21 protein-coding genes are annotated in these 20971 nt (G+C 49.9%); 19 read left to right on the top strand and 2 right to left on the bottom strand.

What is annotated here, in order from left to right:
• Nucleotides 1–16 precede the first annotated feature (16 nt).
• Complete coding sequence (locus BP71_RS08640; RefSeq protein ID WP_496378161.1) at nt 17–3850, bottom strand: 1-acyl-sn-glycerol-3-phosphate acyltransferase; 3834 nt, start codon at nt 3848–3850, stop codon at nt 17–19.
• A gap of 146 nt (nt 3851–3996) precedes the next feature.
• Between BP71_RS08640 and flxA the strand changes: the two genes are divergently transcribed.
• The 19 genes from flxA to BP71_RS08545 all read left to right on the top strand — a co-directional run bounded on the left by flxA (nt 3997) and on the right by BP71_RS08545 (nt 19979).
• Nucleotides 3997–5526, top strand: coding sequence for a flexirubin biosynthesis tyrosine ammonia-lyase FlxA (gene flxA / locus BP71_RS08635; RefSeq protein WP_496378160.1), 1530 nt, complete (start codon nt 3997–3999; stop codon nt 5524–5526).
• Nucleotides 5523–6254, top strand: a complete 732-nt coding sequence (gene flxB, locus BP71_RS08630) for a flexirubin biosynthesis SDR family reductase FlxB (RefSeq protein ID WP_496378159.1) — start codon at nt 5523–5525, stop codon at nt 6252–6254. The genes flxA and flxB overlap by 4 nt, the downstream gene beginning before the upstream one ends.
• 3 nt (nt 6255–6257) lie before the next feature.
• Entirely contained in the window at nt 6258–7475 is a 1218-nt protein-coding gene (locus tag BP71_RS08625; RefSeq protein WP_496378158.1) for a beta-ketoacyl-[acyl-carrier-protein] synthase family protein, read from the top strand.
• A gap of 201 nt (nt 7476–7676) precedes the next feature.
• Nucleotides 7677–7943, top strand: coding sequence for a phosphopantetheine-binding protein (locus BP71_RS08620; RefSeq protein WP_295923605.1), 267 nt, complete (start codon nt 7677–7679; stop codon nt 7941–7943).
• 2 nt (nt 7944–7945) lie between these two features.
• Nucleotides 7946–8812 (top strand): lysophospholipid acyltransferase family protein, encoded by an 867-nt coding sequence (locus tag BP71_RS08615; protein ID WP_496378157.1) that lies wholly within the window; start codon nt 7946–7948, stop codon nt 8810–8812.
• Nucleotides 8812–9231 (top strand): hotdog family protein, encoded by a 420-nt coding sequence (locus BP71_RS08610; RefSeq protein WP_496378156.1) that lies wholly within the window; start codon nt 8812–8814, stop codon nt 9229–9231. Before BP71_RS08615 ends, BP71_RS08610 begins: the two co-directional genes overlap by 1 nt.
• A gap of 18 nt (nt 9232–9249) precedes the next feature.
• Entirely contained in the window at nt 9250–9663 is a 414-nt protein-coding gene (locus BP71_RS08605) for an acyl-CoA thioesterase (protein WP_496378155.1), read from the top strand.
• Nucleotides 9660–10742 carry a beta-ketoacyl-[acyl-carrier-protein] synthase family protein gene (locus BP71_RS08600; RefSeq protein ID WP_496378154.1) on the top strand — a complete coding sequence of 361 codons (1083 nt, stop codon included), beginning with the start codon at nt 9660–9662 and terminating at the stop codon, nt 10740–10742. The genes BP71_RS08605 and BP71_RS08600 overlap by 4 nt, the downstream gene beginning before the upstream one ends.
• Nucleotides 10739–11365: a hypothetical protein gene (locus BP71_RS08595; RefSeq protein ID WP_496378153.1), complete on the top strand. Its 627-nt coding sequence runs from the start codon at nt 10739–10741 to the stop codon at nt 11363–11365. Before BP71_RS08600 ends, BP71_RS08595 begins: the two co-directional genes overlap by 4 nt.
• A gap of 23 nt (nt 11366–11388) precedes the next feature.
• On the top strand, nt 11389–11649 hold the full coding sequence (locus BP71_RS08590) for a phosphopantetheine-binding protein (protein ID WP_496378152.1): 261 nt from the start codon (nt 11389–11391) through the stop codon (nt 11647–11649).
• A 12-nt stretch (nt 11650–11661) separates the two neighbouring features.
• The gene (locus BP71_RS08585) at nt 11662–12846 is read left to right on the top strand and encodes a beta-ketoacyl-[acyl-carrier-protein] synthase family protein (protein ID WP_496378151.1); all 1185 of its coding nucleotides are present in this window, start codon (nt 11662–11664) and stop codon (nt 12844–12846) included.
• On the top strand, nt 12839–13774 hold the full coding sequence (locus tag BP71_RS08580) for a beta-ketoacyl synthase chain length factor (protein ID WP_496378150.1): 936 nt from the start codon (nt 12839–12841) through the stop codon (nt 13772–13774). The genes BP71_RS08585 and BP71_RS08580 overlap by 8 nt, the downstream gene beginning before the upstream one ends.
• Complete coding sequence (locus BP71_RS08575) at nt 13764–14534, top strand: polysaccharide deacetylase family protein (RefSeq protein WP_496378149.1); 771 nt, start codon at nt 13764–13766, stop codon at nt 14532–14534. The genes BP71_RS08580 and BP71_RS08575 overlap by 11 nt, the downstream gene beginning before the upstream one ends.
• Nucleotides 14521–15153, top strand: coding sequence for a flexirubin biosynthesis/transport protein LolA2 (gene lolA2 / locus BP71_RS08570; RefSeq protein WP_496378148.1), 633 nt, complete (start codon nt 14521–14523; stop codon nt 15151–15153). The genes BP71_RS08575 and lolA2 overlap by 14 nt, the downstream gene beginning before the upstream one ends.
• Nucleotides 15154–15165: 12 nt before the next feature.
• A complete protein-coding gene (locus BP71_RS08565; protein WP_496378147.1) occupies nt 15166–15522 on the top strand; it encodes an ApeI family dehydratase in 357 nt (118 codons plus the stop codon).
• A gap of 29 nt (nt 15523–15551) precedes the next feature.
• A complete protein-coding gene (locus BP71_RS08560; RefSeq protein WP_496378146.1) occupies nt 15552–16715 on the top strand; it encodes a DUF2062 domain-containing protein in 1164 nt (387 codons plus the stop codon).
• Between the two features lie 279 nt (nt 16716–16994).
• A complete protein-coding gene (locus BP71_RS08555) occupies nt 16995–19229 on the top strand; it encodes a sodium-translocating pyrophosphatase (protein ID WP_496378145.1) in 2235 nt (744 codons plus the stop codon).
• Nucleotides 19230–19353: 124 nt separating this feature from the next.
• On the top strand, nt 19354–19569 hold the full coding sequence (locus BP71_RS08550) for a hypothetical protein (protein ID WP_496378144.1): 216 nt from the start codon (nt 19354–19356) through the stop codon (nt 19567–19569).
• Nucleotides 19566–19979: a putative toxin-antitoxin system toxin component, PIN family gene (locus tag BP71_RS08545; RefSeq protein ID WP_496378143.1), complete on the top strand. Its 414-nt coding sequence runs from the start codon at nt 19566–19568 to the stop codon at nt 19977–19979. The genes BP71_RS08550 and BP71_RS08545 overlap by 4 nt, the downstream gene beginning before the upstream one ends.
• A 44-nt stretch (nt 19980–20023) precedes the next feature.
• On the opposite strand, the gene BP71_RS08540 is transcribed toward BP71_RS08545, so the two are convergent.
• A complete protein-coding gene (locus tag BP71_RS08540) occupies nt 20024–20872 on the bottom strand; it encodes a dienelactone hydrolase family protein (protein WP_496378142.1) in 849 nt (282 codons plus the stop codon).
• Nucleotides 20873–20971: the final 99 nt, after the last annotated feature.

Below are 20971 nucleotides of genomic sequence, written 5' to 3'. Positions count from 1 at the left end.
GGCTCGGGAGGTTTGGCTAGGGTTTGCGCAATACGAACAGCACATTGGAAGTATTTTCGGAATGTTCCTGCATTTCATATCCAAATCCGTGCCGGGCGGCAAAATCCCGGATGTCCTGCGAAGAGAAGAAATGGAATTCGTCCGTTTTTCGGTTGAATGAGAACAGTCCTGTTGACAATGCCTCTGTCTTTTGGGTGTTGTGGTGTTTTGCGGTCAGGTCGGTAATGCCGTCGCGGATGAAAAGTATACCGCGGGGTTGCAGGGCCAGAGCGCAACGATCGAGTAAAATAAGCTGTTTTTCTCTGGATAAATAATGCAGGACATCATTTAAAAAAATGACATCCTGGATACCGGGGTCGGAGGCCATGATATCCTGATACAAAAACCGGAGCTGTTCGGTTTTGTTATAGCTGTTTTCCGCAATCGCAATCTTATCTTCGTCATAATCGATACCTGTAACAACGCGCTCGGGGTCTTTGTAATGCAGGTAAAACGAGAGGTAGCCATAACCACACCCTACATCCAGGATACGTTTCCGTGTACCGATCTGATCATTATAATAGGTGTAATTTTTACTCTCCAGCCGCCATTTGATTTTGAAATACCACTCCAATACCGGCCCTTTAAAGACATAGTTGGTGAAAATCTTGTGTTGAAGATATTTGGTGTCCTCCATTTCGAGCCGGTATGCTGTAAACTCCTCTTTGAAAAACGCTGCAATTTGCTTGGTCTTGTCGCGCAGTGTAGCGCCCCATCGGGAATCTGAATAGTCGATGCGGGGCAATACACGGACATTCAATGCGCCTGGACGGATCAGAAAGTCGTTTTTCGGCAGCACATCGTGCGCCCCGTGCAGGAGGATCGGCTGGATAGGTAGCCCCAGTTGCTCGGCCAGGTAGAATGCACCTTTGTGAAAACGGCCGATGGTGCCGTCCTGCGACCGGGTGCCTTCGGGAAAGATAAGAACCGAATAGCCATCGGCGACCAGCGCCCTTACCTTTTCGATGTTCTCCTCGGGGCCGTCGTCGCTGTACACATAACCTGCGTAACGAATGATCGGTCCGAAGAAGGGTGATTTATATACCCAGCCTTTGACCATCAGTACAATTTTAGGATGCAGCATAATGGCGAGCAGGATATCCAGGAACGACGTATGGTTGGCAATAAAAATCACGGGCTTGTTCATGTCCAGGTTTTCCAGGCCAGAAAAGTTCTTTCTAACATGCGGGCCGGAGTAGATGACCGTTTTGGCGTAGAAGGACAGGGAGTTGTTGATGGCGGCCTTTTTCTTTTTTCGCGAAATTGGCATCAGCAAGATCGTTACCAGCTTTGAATGCAGGAAAAGGCAACCCGACAGAAAGTAGGTAAAACTTGAAATGCTGATCAGGAACGGCAGCATCGTCACCGGGGCCTTTTTCTTTGCAATGCGTTTTTGTACAAAAAAATCGAAGAGTACCGGCTGGAAAACAAAGGAGATGAACAGGATGCAGACGATGCCCAGCACGCTGATCACTGAAATGGAATGAATGGCGGGATGTTTGGCAAAAATGAGCACCCCGGTGCCGATCAGCGTGGTGGTGGCCGACAATGCGATCGCGGCCTGGTAGGAGCGGAGCGAGTCTTTGCCCGATTTATATTTGCTGAGCAGACCGTCGGTAACGAAAATACTGAAATCGTCGCCCAGGCCGAAAATGAATGTCGTGACGATCACATTTACAAAATTGAACTTGATGCCGAGGATTGCCGCAATGCCCAGGATCCAGATCCAGCTGATCACCATCGGCAAAAAGGATAGCAGGGTGAGCTCGATCCTGCCATATACGATCAGCAATGTAAAGAAGACGATGGAGGCTGAAATGAGCAGCAGGTAATTGAAATCGTCCTTGACCATGGTCAGTAACTCGCCCGCAAGTTCACCACGGTCGAAGATTTCGAGTCCGTGTATCGCACGCAACTCTTCTTTGACACTCATCAGGTGCTCCTGGTTGAGGATGACGGTAGAAATGAATGTGGTACCCGAAGCCTTGATGTCGATCAGGTTGTCGATGCCCAGCTCATTAAAAAGGGTGTCCAGTGATAGGGTAGCGGGGCTGCGTCCGGCGATCCAGCCTTTGAAATCGTTGAATGCGTAGGCATTAAAACCATTTTGCGCGGCCGAACGGTTGAGGATGCTGAATGTGGAATCTTTTCGGCCATCTGTCCAGAAAGCCTGCCACCGCCGCATGCGCTCCCGTTTCAGGTCTTGCGGTATCAGCAAAGAACCGGATGACACAAAGTTATCGATGCGCCCTGCCCGCTGTAAAGAGGCCAGCTTTTGATAAGCATCGTAATTCACTTTTTCCGCTTTTGCCCGGCTTGGGTCTGAGGCAAACACATAAATCCTCTTTTGTTTTCTGGGATTGATCCCCGTCAATGCCTCCTCGCGCCCGCTGAGCTCGGGGTCCTGGATACTGAGGTTTTCGAAGCCGGCATCGAACTCGGTGTAGCGGGAGAAATACAGGAAAATGATCGTCAGTACGGCAATACCTGCGAGCGTAGCGCCGCGCCAGCGGTCGGGGATCGTTGGAATACGGAATGCGCTTTGTTCGCCGGGTATTTTTTGGATGTCAAAACGGGTGGACGAGAGGATGACCGGCAATGCAGTGAGCGTAAACAAAGCGGCGCCGAACAGGCTTAGCGAGGAGAACAGGCCAAAATCCTGCAAGACGGTGGAGTTGGCGAAGTGCAATGCGCTGAACGCCATGACGGTCGTGAAACTGCCGGTGAGCAACGGGCCGCTGACCTCCCTGATGGCGACCGGAATGGAATGCGTATGCCGCAGGTGGGTAAAGAAGTGAAAGGCGTAATCGAGTAGAATACCAAAGATCACCGCGCCGGTAGCCAGGGAAATGCCCGAGATCTCCGGACGAATGTACCCCGTGATACCCAATGCAAAAATAGCCCCGAAAATCCCCGGCAGAGTTATGTATATCGGAATGAGCAGCTTGCGGTAATAGGCGATGAGCAATGCGAGAATCCCTGCCAGGGCCAGGAATGAGGTGAAATAGGAGTCCTGCTTGACCTGTATGGCATTGCGGGCCGCGATTTCGAAGGTGCCGAAATAGGAGAATTTATTGTACCGGTGCTGGCGGTTCCATTTTACACGGAAAGATTCCATAAGCTCGAAAAGCTCGACATTCTTATCTGAACTCCCCGAATCGAAACTGGTGGATGCGAAAATGAGAACGCTTTTGCGGTCAGGTGTGAACATGACACCGTCGTCCATGACCATTCCGTTGCTGCTATTCACTGCATTCAGGTCTCGGAAATACTTCCCGGTGATGCCCAGCGGATCGTTAAGTACAAACTGTTTGAGGAAAGAGCCGCCTGGAGTGAGTAGCTGGTGATAGGTCGCCGTCACCGAGGCCCGGATCGAATCGGAAGCGATGCGCGCCCGGATGTGCCCGTAATAGGATGTGTCGATGAGCTGCGGAAAGTGGCTATATATATATTGATATACATCCTCCTGTACATTGGGTCGTTCGGCCCGGATATTGCGGATGTAGCCGTTGGTATATCGGCCCAGCGAGTCGGAAAAGCTCTCCGCCAGCTCCCTGGCATCATCGGTACTGGTTTCAGCGGGTATTTCCAGCGAAAAGACAACCTGGTTGATGATATTTTTGCTTTCCACCAAACGGTTGAACTCTTCGAAGCTTTTACCTTTCGGTAAGGTGGCGAAAATACTTTCGGTTACTTTTAGCCGTGTGATTCCGGCCAGGAGGAAGCTGACAATGACAAGCAGGCTAAGAAAAAACGCTGGTTTGTGACTGGAAAGGAATTTGTTTAGCCTTAAAAGTAAATCTCCTAGCATTGGCAGGGGAAACGTGAATGTCCGACAAAATTAATGAAATGTATCACTCGGGCAACTTCCGTGCCGGTTACCGTTGGCCGGTTCCTGTTTGTCAAAACCGCAAAAAAAGATTTATTTTACACCATATTTAATTTCGCCATCTCTAAATGAATCGTATTTCATTAGCTCAGATCGAGCAGTATGCTTTTGAAAAGAAGGAATTTATCTTAGCCGAAGACGCCCTCCATCAAGTATCCCAATCCTTTGCTTTTTTAACGAACTTCTCCAAAGACAAAATCATATACGGGATCAATACCGGCTTTGGCCCGATGGCGCAATACCGGATCGAAACCGACCAGCTCAATAATCTGCAATATAACCTGATCCGCAGCCATTCGAGCGGGGTAGGGAAGCCGCTTAATGAAGTATACGCACGTAGCGTGATGCTTGCGCGCCTGAACTCTTTTCTACAGGCCAATTCCGGTGTAAGTACAGCCGTGATCAAACAGCTGGTGTCGTTCCTGAACCATGGAGTTGTGCCCGAAATATTCGAACACGGCAGCGTAGGCGCGAGTGGTGATTTGGTACAACTTTCGCATTTGGGCCTGAACCTGATCGGGGAGGGACATGTGTATCAGCAGGGCGTACGGCGGAAAACGGCCGAAGTACTCGCGGAAAAGAACATCAAGCCCCTGAAAATGGAATTGCGTGATGGACTGGGGCTGATCAACGGTACTTCCTGCATGACAGGAATGGCGGCGATCAACCTGATTTATGCCAAGCGGCTCGTTCAATGGGCCATTGCCGCATCGTCAATGCTGAACGAGGCGATCGAGTCGTTCGACGATTCGTTTTCCAAGCAGTTGAATGCCGTCAAGCACCATAAAGGCCAGCAGCAGATCGCCCAGCTGATGCGTGATTTTGTAGCCGGTAGCAGACTGATCCGTAGCCGCGAAGAGCTTTTTCGCGATGATACGGCAATGCAGAAGACGGAATTCGAGCGCAAAATACAGGAGTACTATTCGATCCGCTGCGTGCCGCAGATTCTGGGTCCGGTACTCGATACCATTCATTATGCGCAGGAAGTCGTTGAAAATGAGTTGAATTCCACAAATGATAACCCGATCGTCAGCCCTGATGACGATAATGTGTTCCACGGAGGTAACTTCCACGGGGACTACATTTCGCTCGAAATGGATAAAGTGAAACTGGTACTGACCAAGCTTACCATGCTGATGGAGCGTCAGCTGAACTTCCTGATGAACAGCAAGCTAAACGGAAAATTTCCGCCGTTTCTGAATGCAGGTACCTGGGGGCTTAACTTCGGTTTCCAGGGTGTGCAGTTTACCGCAACCTCCACCACCGCGGAAAGTCAGGCATTGTCGACCTCGGTTTACGTGCATAGCATTCCGAACAACAATGATAACCAGGACATCGTGAGCATGGGCACCAACAGCGCAGTTATTGCCAAGCAGGTGCTCGAAAATGCATTCCAGGTGATGGCTATCCATATCATGGCAATTTGCCAGGCGATTGATCTGCTGCATCCTGAGGAAAAGGAGAAACTGTCGCCGAACGCGCAATCCATTTACGCGCAGATCCGCCGGAAAGCCCATTTTGTAACGGAAGATGTGCCACAGTCCGAGAGCATTGCAGCCGTTTTTGAGTATATCAAAGAAACCCCATTCCATTTATGAATTGTGCATTGGTGACCGGTGCGTCCAGGGGACTTGGCAGGGCCATTGCGGTTCAGCTGGCCAAGGACCATGGTTTGTATATATTAGTGAATTACGCGTCCAATCAGGCGGCTGCAGAAGAAACGCTGGCCGAGATCAGGTCCGCGGGAGGGGACGGGGAGGTGCTGCATTTCAATGTTCAGCACAAAGCGGAGGTGGATCAGGCGCTGAACGGATGGCGGGAAAAGAACGAAGATAAATTTATCGGTGTTCTGGTGAATAATGCCGGCATTACCCGAGATGGATTGTTCATGTGGATGCCTGAAAAAGACTGGGACGATGTCCTGAACATTTCGGCTAAGGGTCTTTTCAATGTGACCCAGAATGCCATCCAGCAAATGTTGCGTAAGCGTGCGGGCCGGATTGTCAATATTGCCTCGGTGTCGGGGATGAAAGGCGTGGCAGGGCAAACAAATTATTCGGCAGCCAAAGGTGCCATCATCGCCGCTACGAAATCGCTGGCCCAGGAAGTAGCTAAACGGAAGATCACTGTCAATGCGGTAGCACCAGGTTTTATCGCCAGCGACATGACGAAAGGACTGAACGAGGACGAATTGAAACAAATGATCCCGATGAACCGTTTTGGCAAAGCGGAGGAGGTGGCACACCTGGTGAGCTTCCTTGTTTCCGACAAAGCTGCGTACATTACAGGCGAAGTAATCAATATCAACGGAGGAATTTACTCATAATCCATGAGCCATAGGGTTGTCATCACCGGTATCGGCATTTACTCTTGCCTGGGGCAGAACCTGAGCGAGGTTGCAACGTCATTGTATGCCGGGAAAAGTGGCATTATTTTCGATCAGGTCAGGAAAGATTTTGGTTTCCGATCCGCGCTGACCGGAATGGTACAGGAGCCCGACCTGAAAAACTACCTCTCCCGCAGGCAACGCCTGGGAATGCATCAGCCCGCGGTTTACGCCTATATGGCCACACGCGAGGCATTGGAACTGTCGGGGCTGGATATCGATTTCCTGGAAAAGACGGAAACCGGCATTATTTATGGAAACGACAGCACGGCGGCATCTGTGATGGAAGCAGTCGACAAGGCCAAAGAAAAACATGATACGACGTTGATAGGAAGTGGTGCTATCTTCCAGAATATGAATAGCACCGTCAACATGAACCTTTCAACGATCTTCAAGCTGAAAGGGATCAATTTTACATTGAGCGCTGCTTGCGCGTCAGGCTCGCATTCCATCGGCATGGGCTACCTGATGATCAGCCAGGGGTTGCAGGAGCGCGTGATATGTGGGGGCGCGCAGGAGATCAACGCGGCCGCCATGGCCAGCTTCGACGGCCTCGGTACGTTTTCGGTGCGGGAATCGGAGCCGGATAAAGCCTCCCGGCCGTTCGACCGGGATCGCGACGGGTTGATTCCCAGCGGAGGGGCAGCTACGGTCATCCTCGAATCCTACGAAGCCGCCGTCAAAAGAGGAGCGCCCATCCTGGCCGAGCTGATCGGTTATGGATTTTCCTCTAATGGTGACCATATTTCAAATCCTAGCATTGACGGGCAGATACGCTCCCTGCAAATGGCATTGAAGCAGGCCGGTATTTCTACCAGCGATATCGATTATATCAATGCACATGCCACGTCCACGCCGGTTGGTGACGGCAGCGAGGCGCGGGCGATATACGAGGTGTTCGGGGGCGACGTTCCGGTGAGCTCCACCAAGTCCATGACCGGGCACGAATGCTGGATGGCAGGTGCCAGTGAAATCGTTTACTCGATGCTCATGATGCAAAATTCGTTCATTGCGCCAAATATCAACTTCGAAAACCCGGACGAAGACTCGGCCCGGATTAACATTATCGCCGAAACCAAAGAGCAGGAAATCAATTGTTTTCTCTCGAATTCGTTCGGTTTCGGAGGCACCAATTCCACGCTGATTATCAGGAAAGTCTGAAAACCAGGGGTCAAACAACTTCTACTTCTTCGTGAACGGCGGTTATCTGCCGATTGAAATTTCGTATTTTTGTTAACCTCCGATATTCCATCCGGCACTGACAATGATTTGAAGTTTAAATTATTGTGTAAGGAGGAGATTATATTTGAAAATTTGGGAATATTTTTAAACTATCAGCAAGAATAAACTAATTTTGTAGCCATGTATGCTAACGATGTTAAAATGAGTTTGGAAGAAGTTATTGAAGAGACCAGAGACTTTTTGTCTGAGGAATTTGAGGTGGACCGGGATTTGATTCTTCCTGAAAATAGTTTGAAAGATACTTTGGATCTGGACAGTCTCGACTATGTCGATCTGGTTGTTTTGATCGACGAAAACCTAAATATCAAGCTCACCGGCGAAGATTTTAAAGATATCGTAACCTTCGGCGATTTTTATCAGCTGGTTGGTAAGAAACTGGCATTGTAAGAATGGGCCGTTGGGACGGTAAGACCAAAGGATCGCTGACGGGCTACAAGATTTTCCTGTTTTTCATCAATACACTAGGCCTGAAATTTGCATATGGCCTATTGCGGATAGTGACATTTTATTACTATCTGTTTGCTGCTAAGCCCAGACGGGCGCTTCTGGATTTTTATCAGAATACGCTTCACATTTCCGCTGCCCAATCAAAGTCACTGGCGCGCAGGAACTTTTATATTTTCGGTCAGACCCTCGTCGACAGGGCCGCGTTCCTGCTAGGCAAGGACCGGGAATTCTCGCACGTTTTTGAGAACGAGCAGTACCTGATCGATATCCGGGATGCCGGAAAAGGGGGCATTTTGCTGAGTGCCCACGTCGGAAACTGGGAAACCGCCGGCAATTTGCTGAAAGGGCGCATTACACCCACTATCAACATTGTGATGCTCGACGCCGAGGTGGAGAACATCAAAAAATACATGGACCTCTCCACAGGTGGTTCGCGTTTCCGGGTAATTGCTATCAAGGACGACCTTTCACACATCATATCGATTCGTAATGCATTGGTTAATAATGAATTCGTAGCCATTCACGCCGATCGCTATCTCGAAGGTGCCAAGTTCATAGAGCTCGATTTTCTCGGCCGGAAAGCGAAATTTCCATATGGGCCTTTTGTGATTGCTGCGAAGTTCAATGCTCCTGTCACATTCGTGTTTGCGGCAAAGGACGGAAAATACAGTTATCACCTGAGCGCGACTAAGCCGATCGATATCAAAATGCGACCGGAAGAAATTGCAAAGCTGTACGTGGAGGAACTCGAACGAAAAGTCCGGGCATATCCGGAGCAATGGTTTAATTATTTCAATTTCTTTCAATAATGATCGTCGGTAAAGACGCTATTACCAGCTACATTCCCCACCGCGAGCCATTTGTGATGGTCGACAACCTGATTAGTGCTACCAGAGAGCGGTTTGAATCGGATTTCCTGATCCGCGCGGATAATATGCTGGTGGAAGACGGCTATTTTCGGGAGACGGGACTGATCGAAAATATCGCCCAGACCTGCGCGGCGTCTTTTGGCTACCTTGATAGCGAAGCCGGCGGCGCACCCAAAATAGGATTTATCGGAGCGGTCAGCAAAGCGGTTGTAACAGAGCTTCCTCCGGTCGGGGTTACCATTCAAACAGTTGTCAGCCCATTGCATCAGCTGGGAAATATTTACCTTGTAAAGGGCGAAAATTTCCTGGATGGGCGTATATTGCTGGGTTGTGAAATGAAAATCGTGGTGACCGAATAACCCCTAACGACCGAGTAAATGATTTCTTCCGAAATAGATATTGATATCCGATTCAGTGAAACCGATGCCATGGGTGTGGTCTGGCATGGTAACTATCTTAAGTTTTTTGAAGATGGACGTGAGGCGTTTGGCAAGACCTACGGCCTGGAATATCTGACTATATTCGACAAGGGTTTTGTAACGCCAATTGTAAAATCGGAAATCGACCATAAGGCGCCTGTTTACTACGGACAGGTCATTAAAGTAATTACCAAATACATTCCTGCCAAATCTGCGAAGATCCAGTTTGAGTACGAGGTGATCAATGTGACAACCGGCCAGCTTTGCGCAACGGGCAAAACAATGCAGGTGTTTCTCGATAAGGACTCCCGTGAGCTGGAACTGATCTCGCCGGACTTTTACAAGGAATGGAAAGAGCGTCACAACCTATGATTTACATTGGTGCCGAGGTGATCGTCAGCCCGCTGGGTAATGATGCGGAAGACAACTGGGAAGCACTCAGTTCGAACCGCAGCGGCATTGCATTGACGCAGGCGGTCGGGTTTGGAGGTGAGGATATCCATTTATCTAAAATAGCCGGTTTGAAGGGCGCACGGCGATTCCAGCAGCTGGTATTGCAGGCATTAACTACCCTCGCATCAAAGATCGACATGGCAATATGGTCGTCTGCAAAGACGATGGTACTGATCAGCTCTACCAAAGGTGAACTGGATGATAATTTACCCGATCAGTTCGGTGATACTACTGCTGCTGTTATGCAGCATTTCGCGCTGGTCCACAGGCCGTTGGTGATATCAAATGCCTGTATTTCGGGTGTGCTGGCGATCAATGCGGCGGGCAACATGATCAAGGCGGGGCAGTTTGAGCACGTGATCGTAGTAGGGTGCGACGTCATTTCAGACTTTGTGCTGTTTGGCTTCCAGTCGTTGTTTGCCGTAAGTAATCAGCCTTGTGCGCCTTTTGACGCGGGCAGGAGCGGTATTACGCTGGGAGAGGGGTGCGGAGCTTTGCTGGTGTCTGCCGGGCGTTCGGGTTACCGTGAACAACCATTGGAACTGCTTCCGGGAACCAGCGCCAACGATGCCAACCATATTTCGGGCCCTTCCCGCACAGGCGAGGGGCTTTTCAGAACCGTACATCGCACGCTCACTGCACACGGCGTTGGCGCGACGGAAATTGACTTTGTTTCGGCACATGGTACCGGAACGATGTTTAATGACGAAATGGAATCGATCGCTTTCGACAGGCTCTCGATGGCGGACGTGCCGCTTAATAGTCTGAAGGGTTATTTCGGACATACGCTCGGTGCCGCCGGCGTGATCGAAACGGCGGTGTCGATGCAGATGATGCGCCATGGAATGCTCGTAAAAAGCCTGGGATACCGCGATGAAGGTACCTCCCGGCCACTAAATATCATACGGGAAAATGCGCCGAAAGCGCTACGGACCGTTCTGAAAACGGCATCGGGCTTTGGTGGAGGCAATGCATCCCTGATCATCAGGAATATATGAATGTGATTACAAGTTATTGCAGGTTACTGGACGATATTTGCCTGGTCAATGGCGAGGTAGTAATGCGTCGTAATACCGGTTCGGAAGATTCCTGGTTCAAACAGATTTACAAGCAGCATGAACTGGGATACCCGAAATTTTACAAAATGGATATGCTGTCGCAAGCAGGTTACCTGGCCTCCGAACTGATCAAAAGGGCCAGCCCTGAATGGGTACAGGTCTATGGGGATGATGAAATCGCGCTGGTATTTGCGAACGCCTCTTCGAGTGCGGGAACCGACAGCCGCTTTATCCAGTCTTACGAACAAAACGGAGCGCCAAGCCCTTCGCTTTTCGTATATACACTACCCAATATCGTTTTGGGGGAAATCGCCATTCTGAACAAATGGTACGGTGAAAATATGTTTGCTGTTTTGCCTAAATTCGCCCCTGGCTTTTATCTCGACTATGGTAAAATACTGCTGTCGACCGGCTCTAAGGCATTACTATGCGGCTGGCTGGAAGTAACAAACGACAGCATCGACGTGCTTCTTTTTTTGGTAGAGGAAAAAGGGAAGGGCATGGAATTTAATGAAGAAAACCTCTACGCGCTGTCGGGGAATATTCAGGAACAGACAGCTTAACAGAAGCTCAATTAATACAACGCATGGATAGTTTAAAAGAAGACCTTAAAAAACAGATTATCGAACAGCTCAATCTGGAAGAAATTTCAGTGGAAGACATTGCCGACGATGCGCTGCTTTTCAATGATCAGGGCCTGGGCCTGGATTCGATCGATGCGCTCGAACTCATCGTGCTGCTCGAAAAATACCACGGCATCCAGCTGACAAACCCCGAGGAGGGCAAGGAAGCGTTTAAATCCATCGACACGATGGCTGAGTATATCCGCAAAAGAAAAGCAGCCTAATCACAAAACTGGATGAGCGTTTGCATTACCGGTATCGGTGTTGTTTCGGCGATCGGAATGTCGGTGGAGGAAAATCTGCTGGCTTTGCGGGAGGGCAGGTCCGGGATCGGTCCGTTGAACCACCTGAGGGGTACCAAAGCTTCTCTGGCTGGGGAAGTGGAGGCTTCCAATGATGCGCTGAGGACGCAGCTGAATGTGGGTACGGAATATGTTTCCAGGACCGCACTGCTCGGCTTGAAAGCCGCGCGTGAAGCCTGGGGCGATAGCAAGCGGTCGGGCGTGATCCGAACCGGGATCATCTCCGCTACTTCGGTGGGCGGGATGGACCGGAGTGAAGTTTTTTATAGAGATTACCTCGCCGAAACCGGACCGGATTATCAATTGCTCCGAACCCATGACAGCGGCAGTACGACAGAGCGAATTGCCAGAGAAATGGGAATTTCGGGTTATATCAATACCCTTTCCACCGCGTGCTCATCCGGTGCGAATGCCATCATGCTCGGTGCACGATTGATTCTTCAAGGCAGGCTTGATCGTGTGCTTGTAGGCGGATCCGACGCGTTGAGTGGCTTTACCATCGACGGTTTCCGATCATTGATGATTTACGACGACCAGTGGTGCAGGCCATTCGATGACTCGCGTGCCGGGCTCAATCTAGGAGAGGGTGCGGGTTTTCTGTTGCTTGAAAATGAAAAGAGCATGGAGCTGACGGGCCGCAGGCCAATCGGCCTGGTAAGTGGCTGGGCCAATGCGGCCGACGCTTACCATCAGACAGCCTCTTCGCCCGACGGTAAGGGCGCGACCATGGCGATCGAGCATGCGATCCGGGTTTCGGGGCTGACCGCCGACCGGATCTCGTATGTGAACGCGCACGGGACAGGTACGAAGAACAACGATCTTTCTGAATCTGTCGCATTGAAAAACGTTTTCGGGGTTGAAGTGCCGCCTTTCAGTTCTACCAAAGCATTCACAGGTCATACGCTGGCAGCTGCCGGGGCGATCGAAGCGGTTTTTTCCATCCTGGCTATTCAACACAACCTCATTTACCCAAATCTGAATTACCGCACCCCGATTACAGAGGCAGGTCTGGAACCCGTGACCAGCCTGGAAACCGGGCGCGAGGTTACAGCGGTGCTTTCCAATTCGTTCGGTTTTGGAGGAAATAATTCATCCCTGGTTTTTACACGCTATGAGTAAACCTGCATGGTATATCAAGGCTGCGTCGACCGTTTCACACCAGCCCACCTTCGGTAATCCGGGTTTCTCGGCGTCTCTGGAACCACTTGATGCCGCACATACACTGATCAGTCCGGATTACAAGGCATATATAGATTCTGGCCTGCTGCGACGGATGAGTAAGATTCTGCGTATGTCGGTTGCATGCTCCAAAGACTGCATCCAACAGGCAGGCGGCCGGCAGCCGGATGCCATTATTGTTGGCACGGGACTGGGATGCCTGCAGGATACTGAAAAGTTCTTGAATACTTCACTGACGGTGGAAGGCCTGCTGCCGCCGACCTCATTTATACAATCCACACACAATACCATGGCAGGCCAGATATCACTGAGTATCGGGAACCACGGTTATAACATGACGCATACCCAGAATACGCTGTCGTTTGAACACGCATTGCTGGACGCGACGATGCTCTTAGCCGAAGGGCATGGAAATGTGCTGGTAGGAGCGGCGGACGAACACATCGATATCCTGGACAACATAGCGGATCGGCTGGGATTCGAAGCAACGGCTGCGCTGACATCTGCTGCTTCGTTTTTTATCTTGTCAGCTGAAAAGAAAGGAAATACGGTGGCGCAACTGATAGACGTACATACCGCCGGACTAACGGATGGTACCGATGAAGAGGTGGGCGCATTTCTGGCCCGGAATGGAATGGAGGAAGAGGACGTCGATCTGGTGCTCTATGCCGGAAGTGAACTGGAAGGTGCAGGCCGGAATGTTAACTATCTGCCGCTGGCGGGCGTCTATGCCACGGCCTCCGCATTTGCATTGCATTATGCCGTCGATTTGCTCACGACAGACGGCAGTGTTCGTAATGTTTTGATTTGTAATTCCCTGCTGAAAAATAACCTGGGGCTGATGCTCATTCAAGCCGTTGAAGCATAACATTCTTACATTTTTCTGCATTACGGCGACGGCCCTTTCCTCCATCATTTTCTGGGAGACGGACTATCTGTGGCTCGTCATAGCCGGAATCGCTTTGTTTTTTGTAGCGGTAACAGCCTACGGCTCCTCTCAGATCCAGGCCAACTATTTTGTCAAATCAATTAATAAAGGGCGTGTCAAATCCATAGCACTCACTTTCGACGACGGCCCCGATCCGGAGTCGACGCCCCGTATACTGGAAACACTGCGGGAAAACGACCTGAAAGCGGCTTTCTTTGTGATCGGTAAAAAAGCTGCAAAGTATCCGGATCTTTTGAAGCAGATGGTGGAGGAAGGCCATGTGATCGGCAATCATTCTTACAGCCACCACTACCTGATCGGATTGTTCTCGAAAAAGAAGCTCCGATCGGATATCGCGCATTGCAATGAGACGATCCGTGACATTACAGGCAAGACCCCTGTGCTGTTCAGGCCACCGTTCGGGGTGACGAACCCGCGGTATGCGGCGGTTTTGAAGGAACTGCAAATGCATTCGGTAGGTTGGTCGCTCAGGAGCATGGATACGCGCGCGCGCAACAAGTACCAGATCATCCAGAAGATCATTTCGAAGTTGCGACCCAGGGACATCGTTTTACTACACGACCATCTGCCCCTTACTGCCGACTCGCTGGCGGACATCATCGGCCATTGCCGTGAAATGGGTATCAAAATAGAACCGCTCCCTCGACTGATCGTAAAGGAACCTTATGAAAAGCATTAAATCTCTCATGACCCTGTGGCTTGTAATGGGATTCACCCTTGCACAGGCACAGTCTTTCAAGCCGGTTGCCAATCCGGAAAAGGTGCTTGCCGATCTGCGAAAAACGTCGCGGGCGACGACATCTATTCAGGCCGTATTTACGGAAGAAAAATACCTGGCGGTGCTGAAAGAGCCGGAGAAATCATCCGGGCTGTTCTATTACCGGCAGCAGGACAAAATGCGCTGGGAACAACGCACGCCAGCCCGGTACGTGATCCTTATCAATGGCGACAAGCTCCGTATTCAGGAAGGGGGGAAGGAGAAGAATGTGGGCCAGGCCGGACGCATGGCTGCGCAGATCAAAGAGCTGATGATCGGGCTGGTCAATGGTGATTTTCAGGAGAATAAGGGCTTTTCAATGGCTTGTCTTGAAAATGACGATCAGTACCAGATCGTGCTGACACCGCTGAACCGGCGTTTGAAGAACATTTATGTTAAAATCTCCATGAATTTTTCAAAAAGCACACTCCGGTTGAAAGAGTTATCATTTTTGGAAAAAGGCGGTGACAAAAGTATCATGAAGTTCCAGCAGGAGAAATTCAACCAGCCGATTGCTGACAACCTTTTCAAAGACCTCTGATCACGCTGCGATATGCCTGTAAAAGATTTATACACGATCTCGATCCTGGACCAAAGTGCCGACTGCATTGTTTCAGAAGTCCGTATCGATCCTGCACATCCTGTATTCCAGGGACATTTTCCGGGTTCGCCGGTACTGCCGGGTGTCATCCAGCTCGAAATGGTTAGAGAATCGGTTTCGAATGCACTGGGAAGGAAGCTGGCCATGGCGGAACTGACTACCTGCAAATTTCTGGAAGTCCTCAACCCGGTGGAAAGTCCCGCAATGACCCTCGACATCCGTTTCAAAGGGGAAACGACCCTCGATGTCACAGCCACGGGCAGCGATGGTGCCAGTACATTTTTCAAACTCAGGGCCAGTTACCGTTAAAATTTTACCCTAAATCCAGGAATATTGCAATGGCCCTGTCCGACATTCAATGCTGCATCATCATACCCACGTATAACAACAGGAATACGCTCAAACGGGTGATCGACGGTGTTTTGCAATATGCGAATGCCAAGGAAATCATTGTGGTGAACGACGGATCTACCGACGACACCCCCTCGATCCTGGCAGGCTATAAAGACAAGATCCGGATTTTACATAATGCTAGGAACAGCGGGAAAGGTTTTTCACTCCGCAAGGGCTTTGCAGAGGCCATACGATTGGGATTCCGAAATGCCATCACCATCGACTCCGACGGCCAACATCTACCGTCGGATATTCCCCTTTTTATCGACGCAGCGCTCAGCATGCCGGGCGCATTGCTCATGGGTTCACGGAATATGGAACAGGAGGGAGTGCCTGGCAAGAGTTCTTTTGGTAATAAGTTTTCCAATTTTTGGTTTAAATTCGAAACAGGCCTTACGCTGCCCGATACACAAACCGGTTTTCGCCTCTACCCGCTGGAGCCATTGAAAAAGATCAGTCTGTTTACGACCAAATTCGAGACGGAAATTGAAGTGATTGTCAAAATGGCCTGGAAGGATGTGCCGGTTGTACCCATTAATATCCAGGTTATTTATGATAAAAGTGAGCGGGTGACGCATTTCCGGCCATTCCGCGATTTTACGCGTATCAGCATCCTCAACACCTGGCTGGTCACGCTTACATTGCTTTATTATCTTCCTAAACGGCTCTTCCGGTATATTCAAGAGAAGGGATTATGGAAGATTATCCGTGATGAGGCCGTAAAGCCCGATGAAAGCAATTTCAGCAAGGCCAAGTCGATAGGCTTCGGATTTTTCATGGGCATTGTTCCGATCTGGGGATTTCAATTGCTCGTAGGAATTCCGTTATCCGTGTATTTTAGGATGAACAAGGTGCTGTTCCTGACGGCGGCAAACATCAGCATTCCGCCGATGATCCCGTTTATCATCTTCGCAAGTTACCGGTTCGGAGGGCTGTTTTACAGGAATGGCGTACAGCTGACCTCCGCCGAGAACCTGACATTTAAATCGATTCATGTCAACTTTGTACAATATTTTTTAGGTGGTACACTCCTTGCATTAGTGGCCGGGGCAACCGGTTTTGTCATCAGTTTCCTACTTCTTTCCATACTCCGTCCAAGACACGCCTAGCCCGGACATTTGCCTTATTTTCAAGGATTATCACAGTTTATTCATTTTATAGTAATATAAATGGGGCTGAATCGGGCTCCTTTGATGGGGTTATATTAGTCCTTGAGAGACAGCTTGTTAGCGTGAAGTAGTATTCTTGAAAACTATAAAACTCTCAGAATTTTCATAAAATCTATACGAATTGATCAAAAATAAGGGTTTTGCGATTTTGTAGTGTGGTGCCTTTCTCTATATTTACGAGAATTATAAAACCATTTAACCTTAATTATTGATCAGAGCATGAGTAACATTACCTATTTAGTGCCGGCATTAGGCCTTCTTGGCTTGCTGGTTATGTTCATCAAAAGAGGCTGGGTTGTCCGGCAGGATGCAGGGACTCCTGAAATGAAAGTCATAGCGGATGCGATAGCAGATGGCGCCCTGGCCTTTCTGAAAGCCGAATGGCGTGTACTCATTGTCTTTGGTCTGATTGTCAGTGTTTTGTTGGGCTACTCCGGCACGCTGGTTGAAAATTCAAGTGCTTTTATCGGGATCTCGTTCCTAGTAGGTGCGTTTATCTCTGCTTTTGCGGGCTATATCGGGATGACGATCGCCACGAAATCCAATGTACGCACCACTCAGGCTGCGCGCACCAGTCTCACCAAGGCCCTCGAAGTGTCTTTCACCGGCGGCTCCGTGATGGGAATCGGCGTGGCGAGTTTGGCGGTGCTGGGACTTGGTGGGCTATTTATCGTATTATATTCAGTTTTTATCGGTGACAGCGCCGACGTCAACGGCCTGCCCATGGAGCGGGTCCTCGAAGTGCTGGCGGGTTTCTCGCTTGGTGCCGAGTCGATCGCATTGTTTGCGCGCGTAGGCGGAGGAATTTATACCAAGGCTGCTGATGTGGGTGCCGACCTCGTGGGAAAGGTGGAAGCCGGTATTCCGGAGGACGATCCGCGCAACCCCGCCACCATTGCGGATAACGTAGGTGATAATGTGGGTGACGTGGCAGGTATGGGTGCCGACCTTTTTGGTTCGTATGTGGCCACAATTCTGGCCACCATGGTATTGGGACGTGAGATCGTGGCGCAGGGAACAGATAATTTCGGAGGCATTGCACCTATTCTGTTGCCGATGGTTATTGCGGGAATAGGCCTGGTGTCTTCCATTATCGGGATGCTGCTGGTTCGCGTCAGCGACGATCACGGTAACGTGCAGGGAGCATTGAACCGTGGTAACTGGGGATCGATCATTTTGGTACTTATTATCAGTTATCCATTGACCATGTGGATGTTGCCCGAAGGTACACTCAATATCCGCGGGGTAGATTTCACGGCAATGGACGTATACCTGGCGATCCTGCTGGGCTCTGTGGTGGGTGCGATTATGTCGATGGTTACTGAGTATTATACCGCCATGGGCAAGCGTCCTGTGCAATCCATTGTGAACCAGTCATCAACAGGCCACGCCACGAACATTATCGGAGGTCTTTCGGTAGGAATGGAATCGACGGTGATCCCGACGCTGGTGTTGGCGGCGGGTATTTTCCTGAGCTACGAGGTGGCAGGGCTGTATGGCGTGGCGATCGCCGCGGCAGGTATGATGGCAACAACGGCCATGCAGCTGGCGATCGATGCATTCGGACCCATTGCCGATAACGCGGGAGGTATTGCGGAAATGGCGCACTTACCGGAGGAAGTTCGTGGCCGTACCGACATCCTGGATGCTGTGGGTAACACAACAGCCGCCACCGGCAAAGGTTTTGCTATTGCTTCCGCAGCATTGACTTCGCTCGCATTATTTGCGGCATTCTGTGGCGTTGCGGGCATCAATTCGATTGATATTTATAAAGCCAATGTACTGGCCGGCCTCTTCGTAGGTGCGATGATACCGTTTATTTTCTCTTCGCTCGCCATTGCGGCAGTGGGCCGCGCCGCCATGAAGATGGTGGAAGAAGTACGCCGCCAGTTCCGCGAGCTGCCGGGCATTATGGAAGGCACAACCAAGCCCGAATACGACAAATGCGTAGCGATTTCGACACAAGCTTCGATCCGGGAAATGGTTGCTCCGGGCCTTATCGCGCTGATCGTGCCGGTGCTGGTTGGTTTTCTGTTTGGTCCGGAAGTACTTGGCGGAACGCTGGCAGGGGTTACAGTTTCTGGTGTTTTGATGGGTATTTTTCAGAACAATGCAGGTGGGGCCTGGGATAATGCCAAAAAATCGTTCGAAAAGGGAGCGGTTATTAACGGGCAGACCTATTACAAAAAGTCTGAACCGCACAAGGCTGCGGTAACCGGTGACACAGTAGGTGACCCGTTTAAGGACACGTCAGGACCATCCATGAATATCCTGATTAAGCTGATGTCGATCGTTTCTCTTGTCATCGCACCGCATATCAGTGTTAAAAACCACGAAACGGGAAGCCGGAGTATCGACAGGCAGGAAACAGTAGTGTCGGTCGCAAGCAAACAGCTAGCCGAAAATGCCGGCTCGACCGTACCAGTTTACAGGTTGGATAGAAAAGCAAAGTAATATTAAGAGGTAGATAAAATACAAAACAGCCCGGCGCTTGCCGGGCTGTTTTGCTTACGCCAAGCGCCAGTCGTATTTGTTTTTCAGTTTTATCAGGTGTACTTTAGTTAAAAAGATCAATCCGATGGAAGTACTAACTATTGAAATAACTAATCCAAAAGCGAGGCGTCTGATTGACGATTTGGTTGATCTGGGATTGATATCGCTTAAGGAAACCAAAGAATCGTGGAATGACCGTTGGGCAGAGTTATCCAAAACCCTTCCTGATTCAAATGAGGTGACTGAAGAGGATATTCTCGACGAAATTGCTGTTGTCCGAAATAGTCGAAAACCTCATTGATCCGCATTGTCATAGATACAAACTTGTACGTGAGTGCCTTGATCAACGAAAATTCCAGGGTTCGGTTAAATCGTATTTTGGAAGATTCGCGGTACGAAATTGTGATGGATGTTATGCTTTTTGCCGAGATTGAGGAAGTGATCTATCGACCGAAATTCGCTCGTATGGTGTCAAAAGGTCAAATTGAGTCCTTTCTATTACTGCTAAGGGAAAGATGTATCCAAGTTGTGACAAAATCAGAAGTGCATTATAGTCCTGATCCCAAGGACGACTTTTTATTGGCATTGTGCCTGGATAGTTCTTCGCGTTATCTGATAACCGGAAACAAAATAGACCTCCTGGCGCTAAGGAGGTTCGGAGAAATCGAAATTTTGAGTTTGACGGAGTTCCTCACAAAAGAAGATTTTTAAGCAAAACAGCCCGGCAAGCGCCGGGCTGTTTTGCTTAAAGGGGATTAGCCCAGTTTCTTTTTCAGATAATCCAGCGATGATTTGTATGCGTCGGCTGCCGCGGTGGCGTCGTATTTGGGATTGCTGGGGTTGGCGAATGCGTGAACGGCATCGTACATTTTGATCGTCACTTTTTTGCCGGCGGCTTTCATGTCTTCCTCAAATTTATTTACCGTGGCGGGAGGGATTCCCTGATCCTGGCTGCCAAAAATACCCAGTACATCCGTATTCAGCATTTTGAGCTTTTCGATGTCACTTTCGGGTCGCCCATAATACATCACGCATCCCACAATCTGCTTGCCGCCCGCAATTGCGTTCTGAAGGGACAGCATACCCCCGAAGCACCAGCCGATGCTCGCGATCTTCGCACTGTTGCCCGCGTACGTGACGCCGCCTTTGGTAATAGCTGCCAGCCGCTCCGCCGAGGCTCCCTGCATAAGTTTGCCGGCTTCTTCACGTGTGGTGCCTACTTTACCGTCATACATATCCAAAGCCAGTACATTCACATCACCAAGGTCCTTATGCAACCTGGCGGCCTCCTGTTTGATATAATCGTTCAAACCCCACCATTCCTGATAGACAAATAGCCACTTGTCCGATTTTTTCGGCGATTTCAGTAAGAAGCCGGTTGCGGTTTTACCATCGGGTGTGGGGAAACTGACGGTTTCTCCCGCACCCTGGTAAGTAAATCCCAGCGGAGTTTCATGCAGCATTGCGAAATCGGGGTTGGCAGCGAGGTCGGACATCGCATTGCCGGGTGTATGACAGATTGGAATTGCGTTCGGTGTCGATTCCGGCTCGGGCAGGTTCACTCTGAAAAGAACAATGGTAATCAGGATAAAAAGAGCTCTCATAATGGCGGATTAGAAGTGAACAAATAGGAACGTTATATTAAATATAGACAAAATACGGCTGAACAGGAACCAGTGGTTGCGCAGTGAATTATGGATGAT

Source organism: Dyadobacter ginsengisoli DSM 21015 (assembly GCF_059568735.1).
This window is presented reverse-complemented; position numbering and strand designations above follow the sequence as displayed.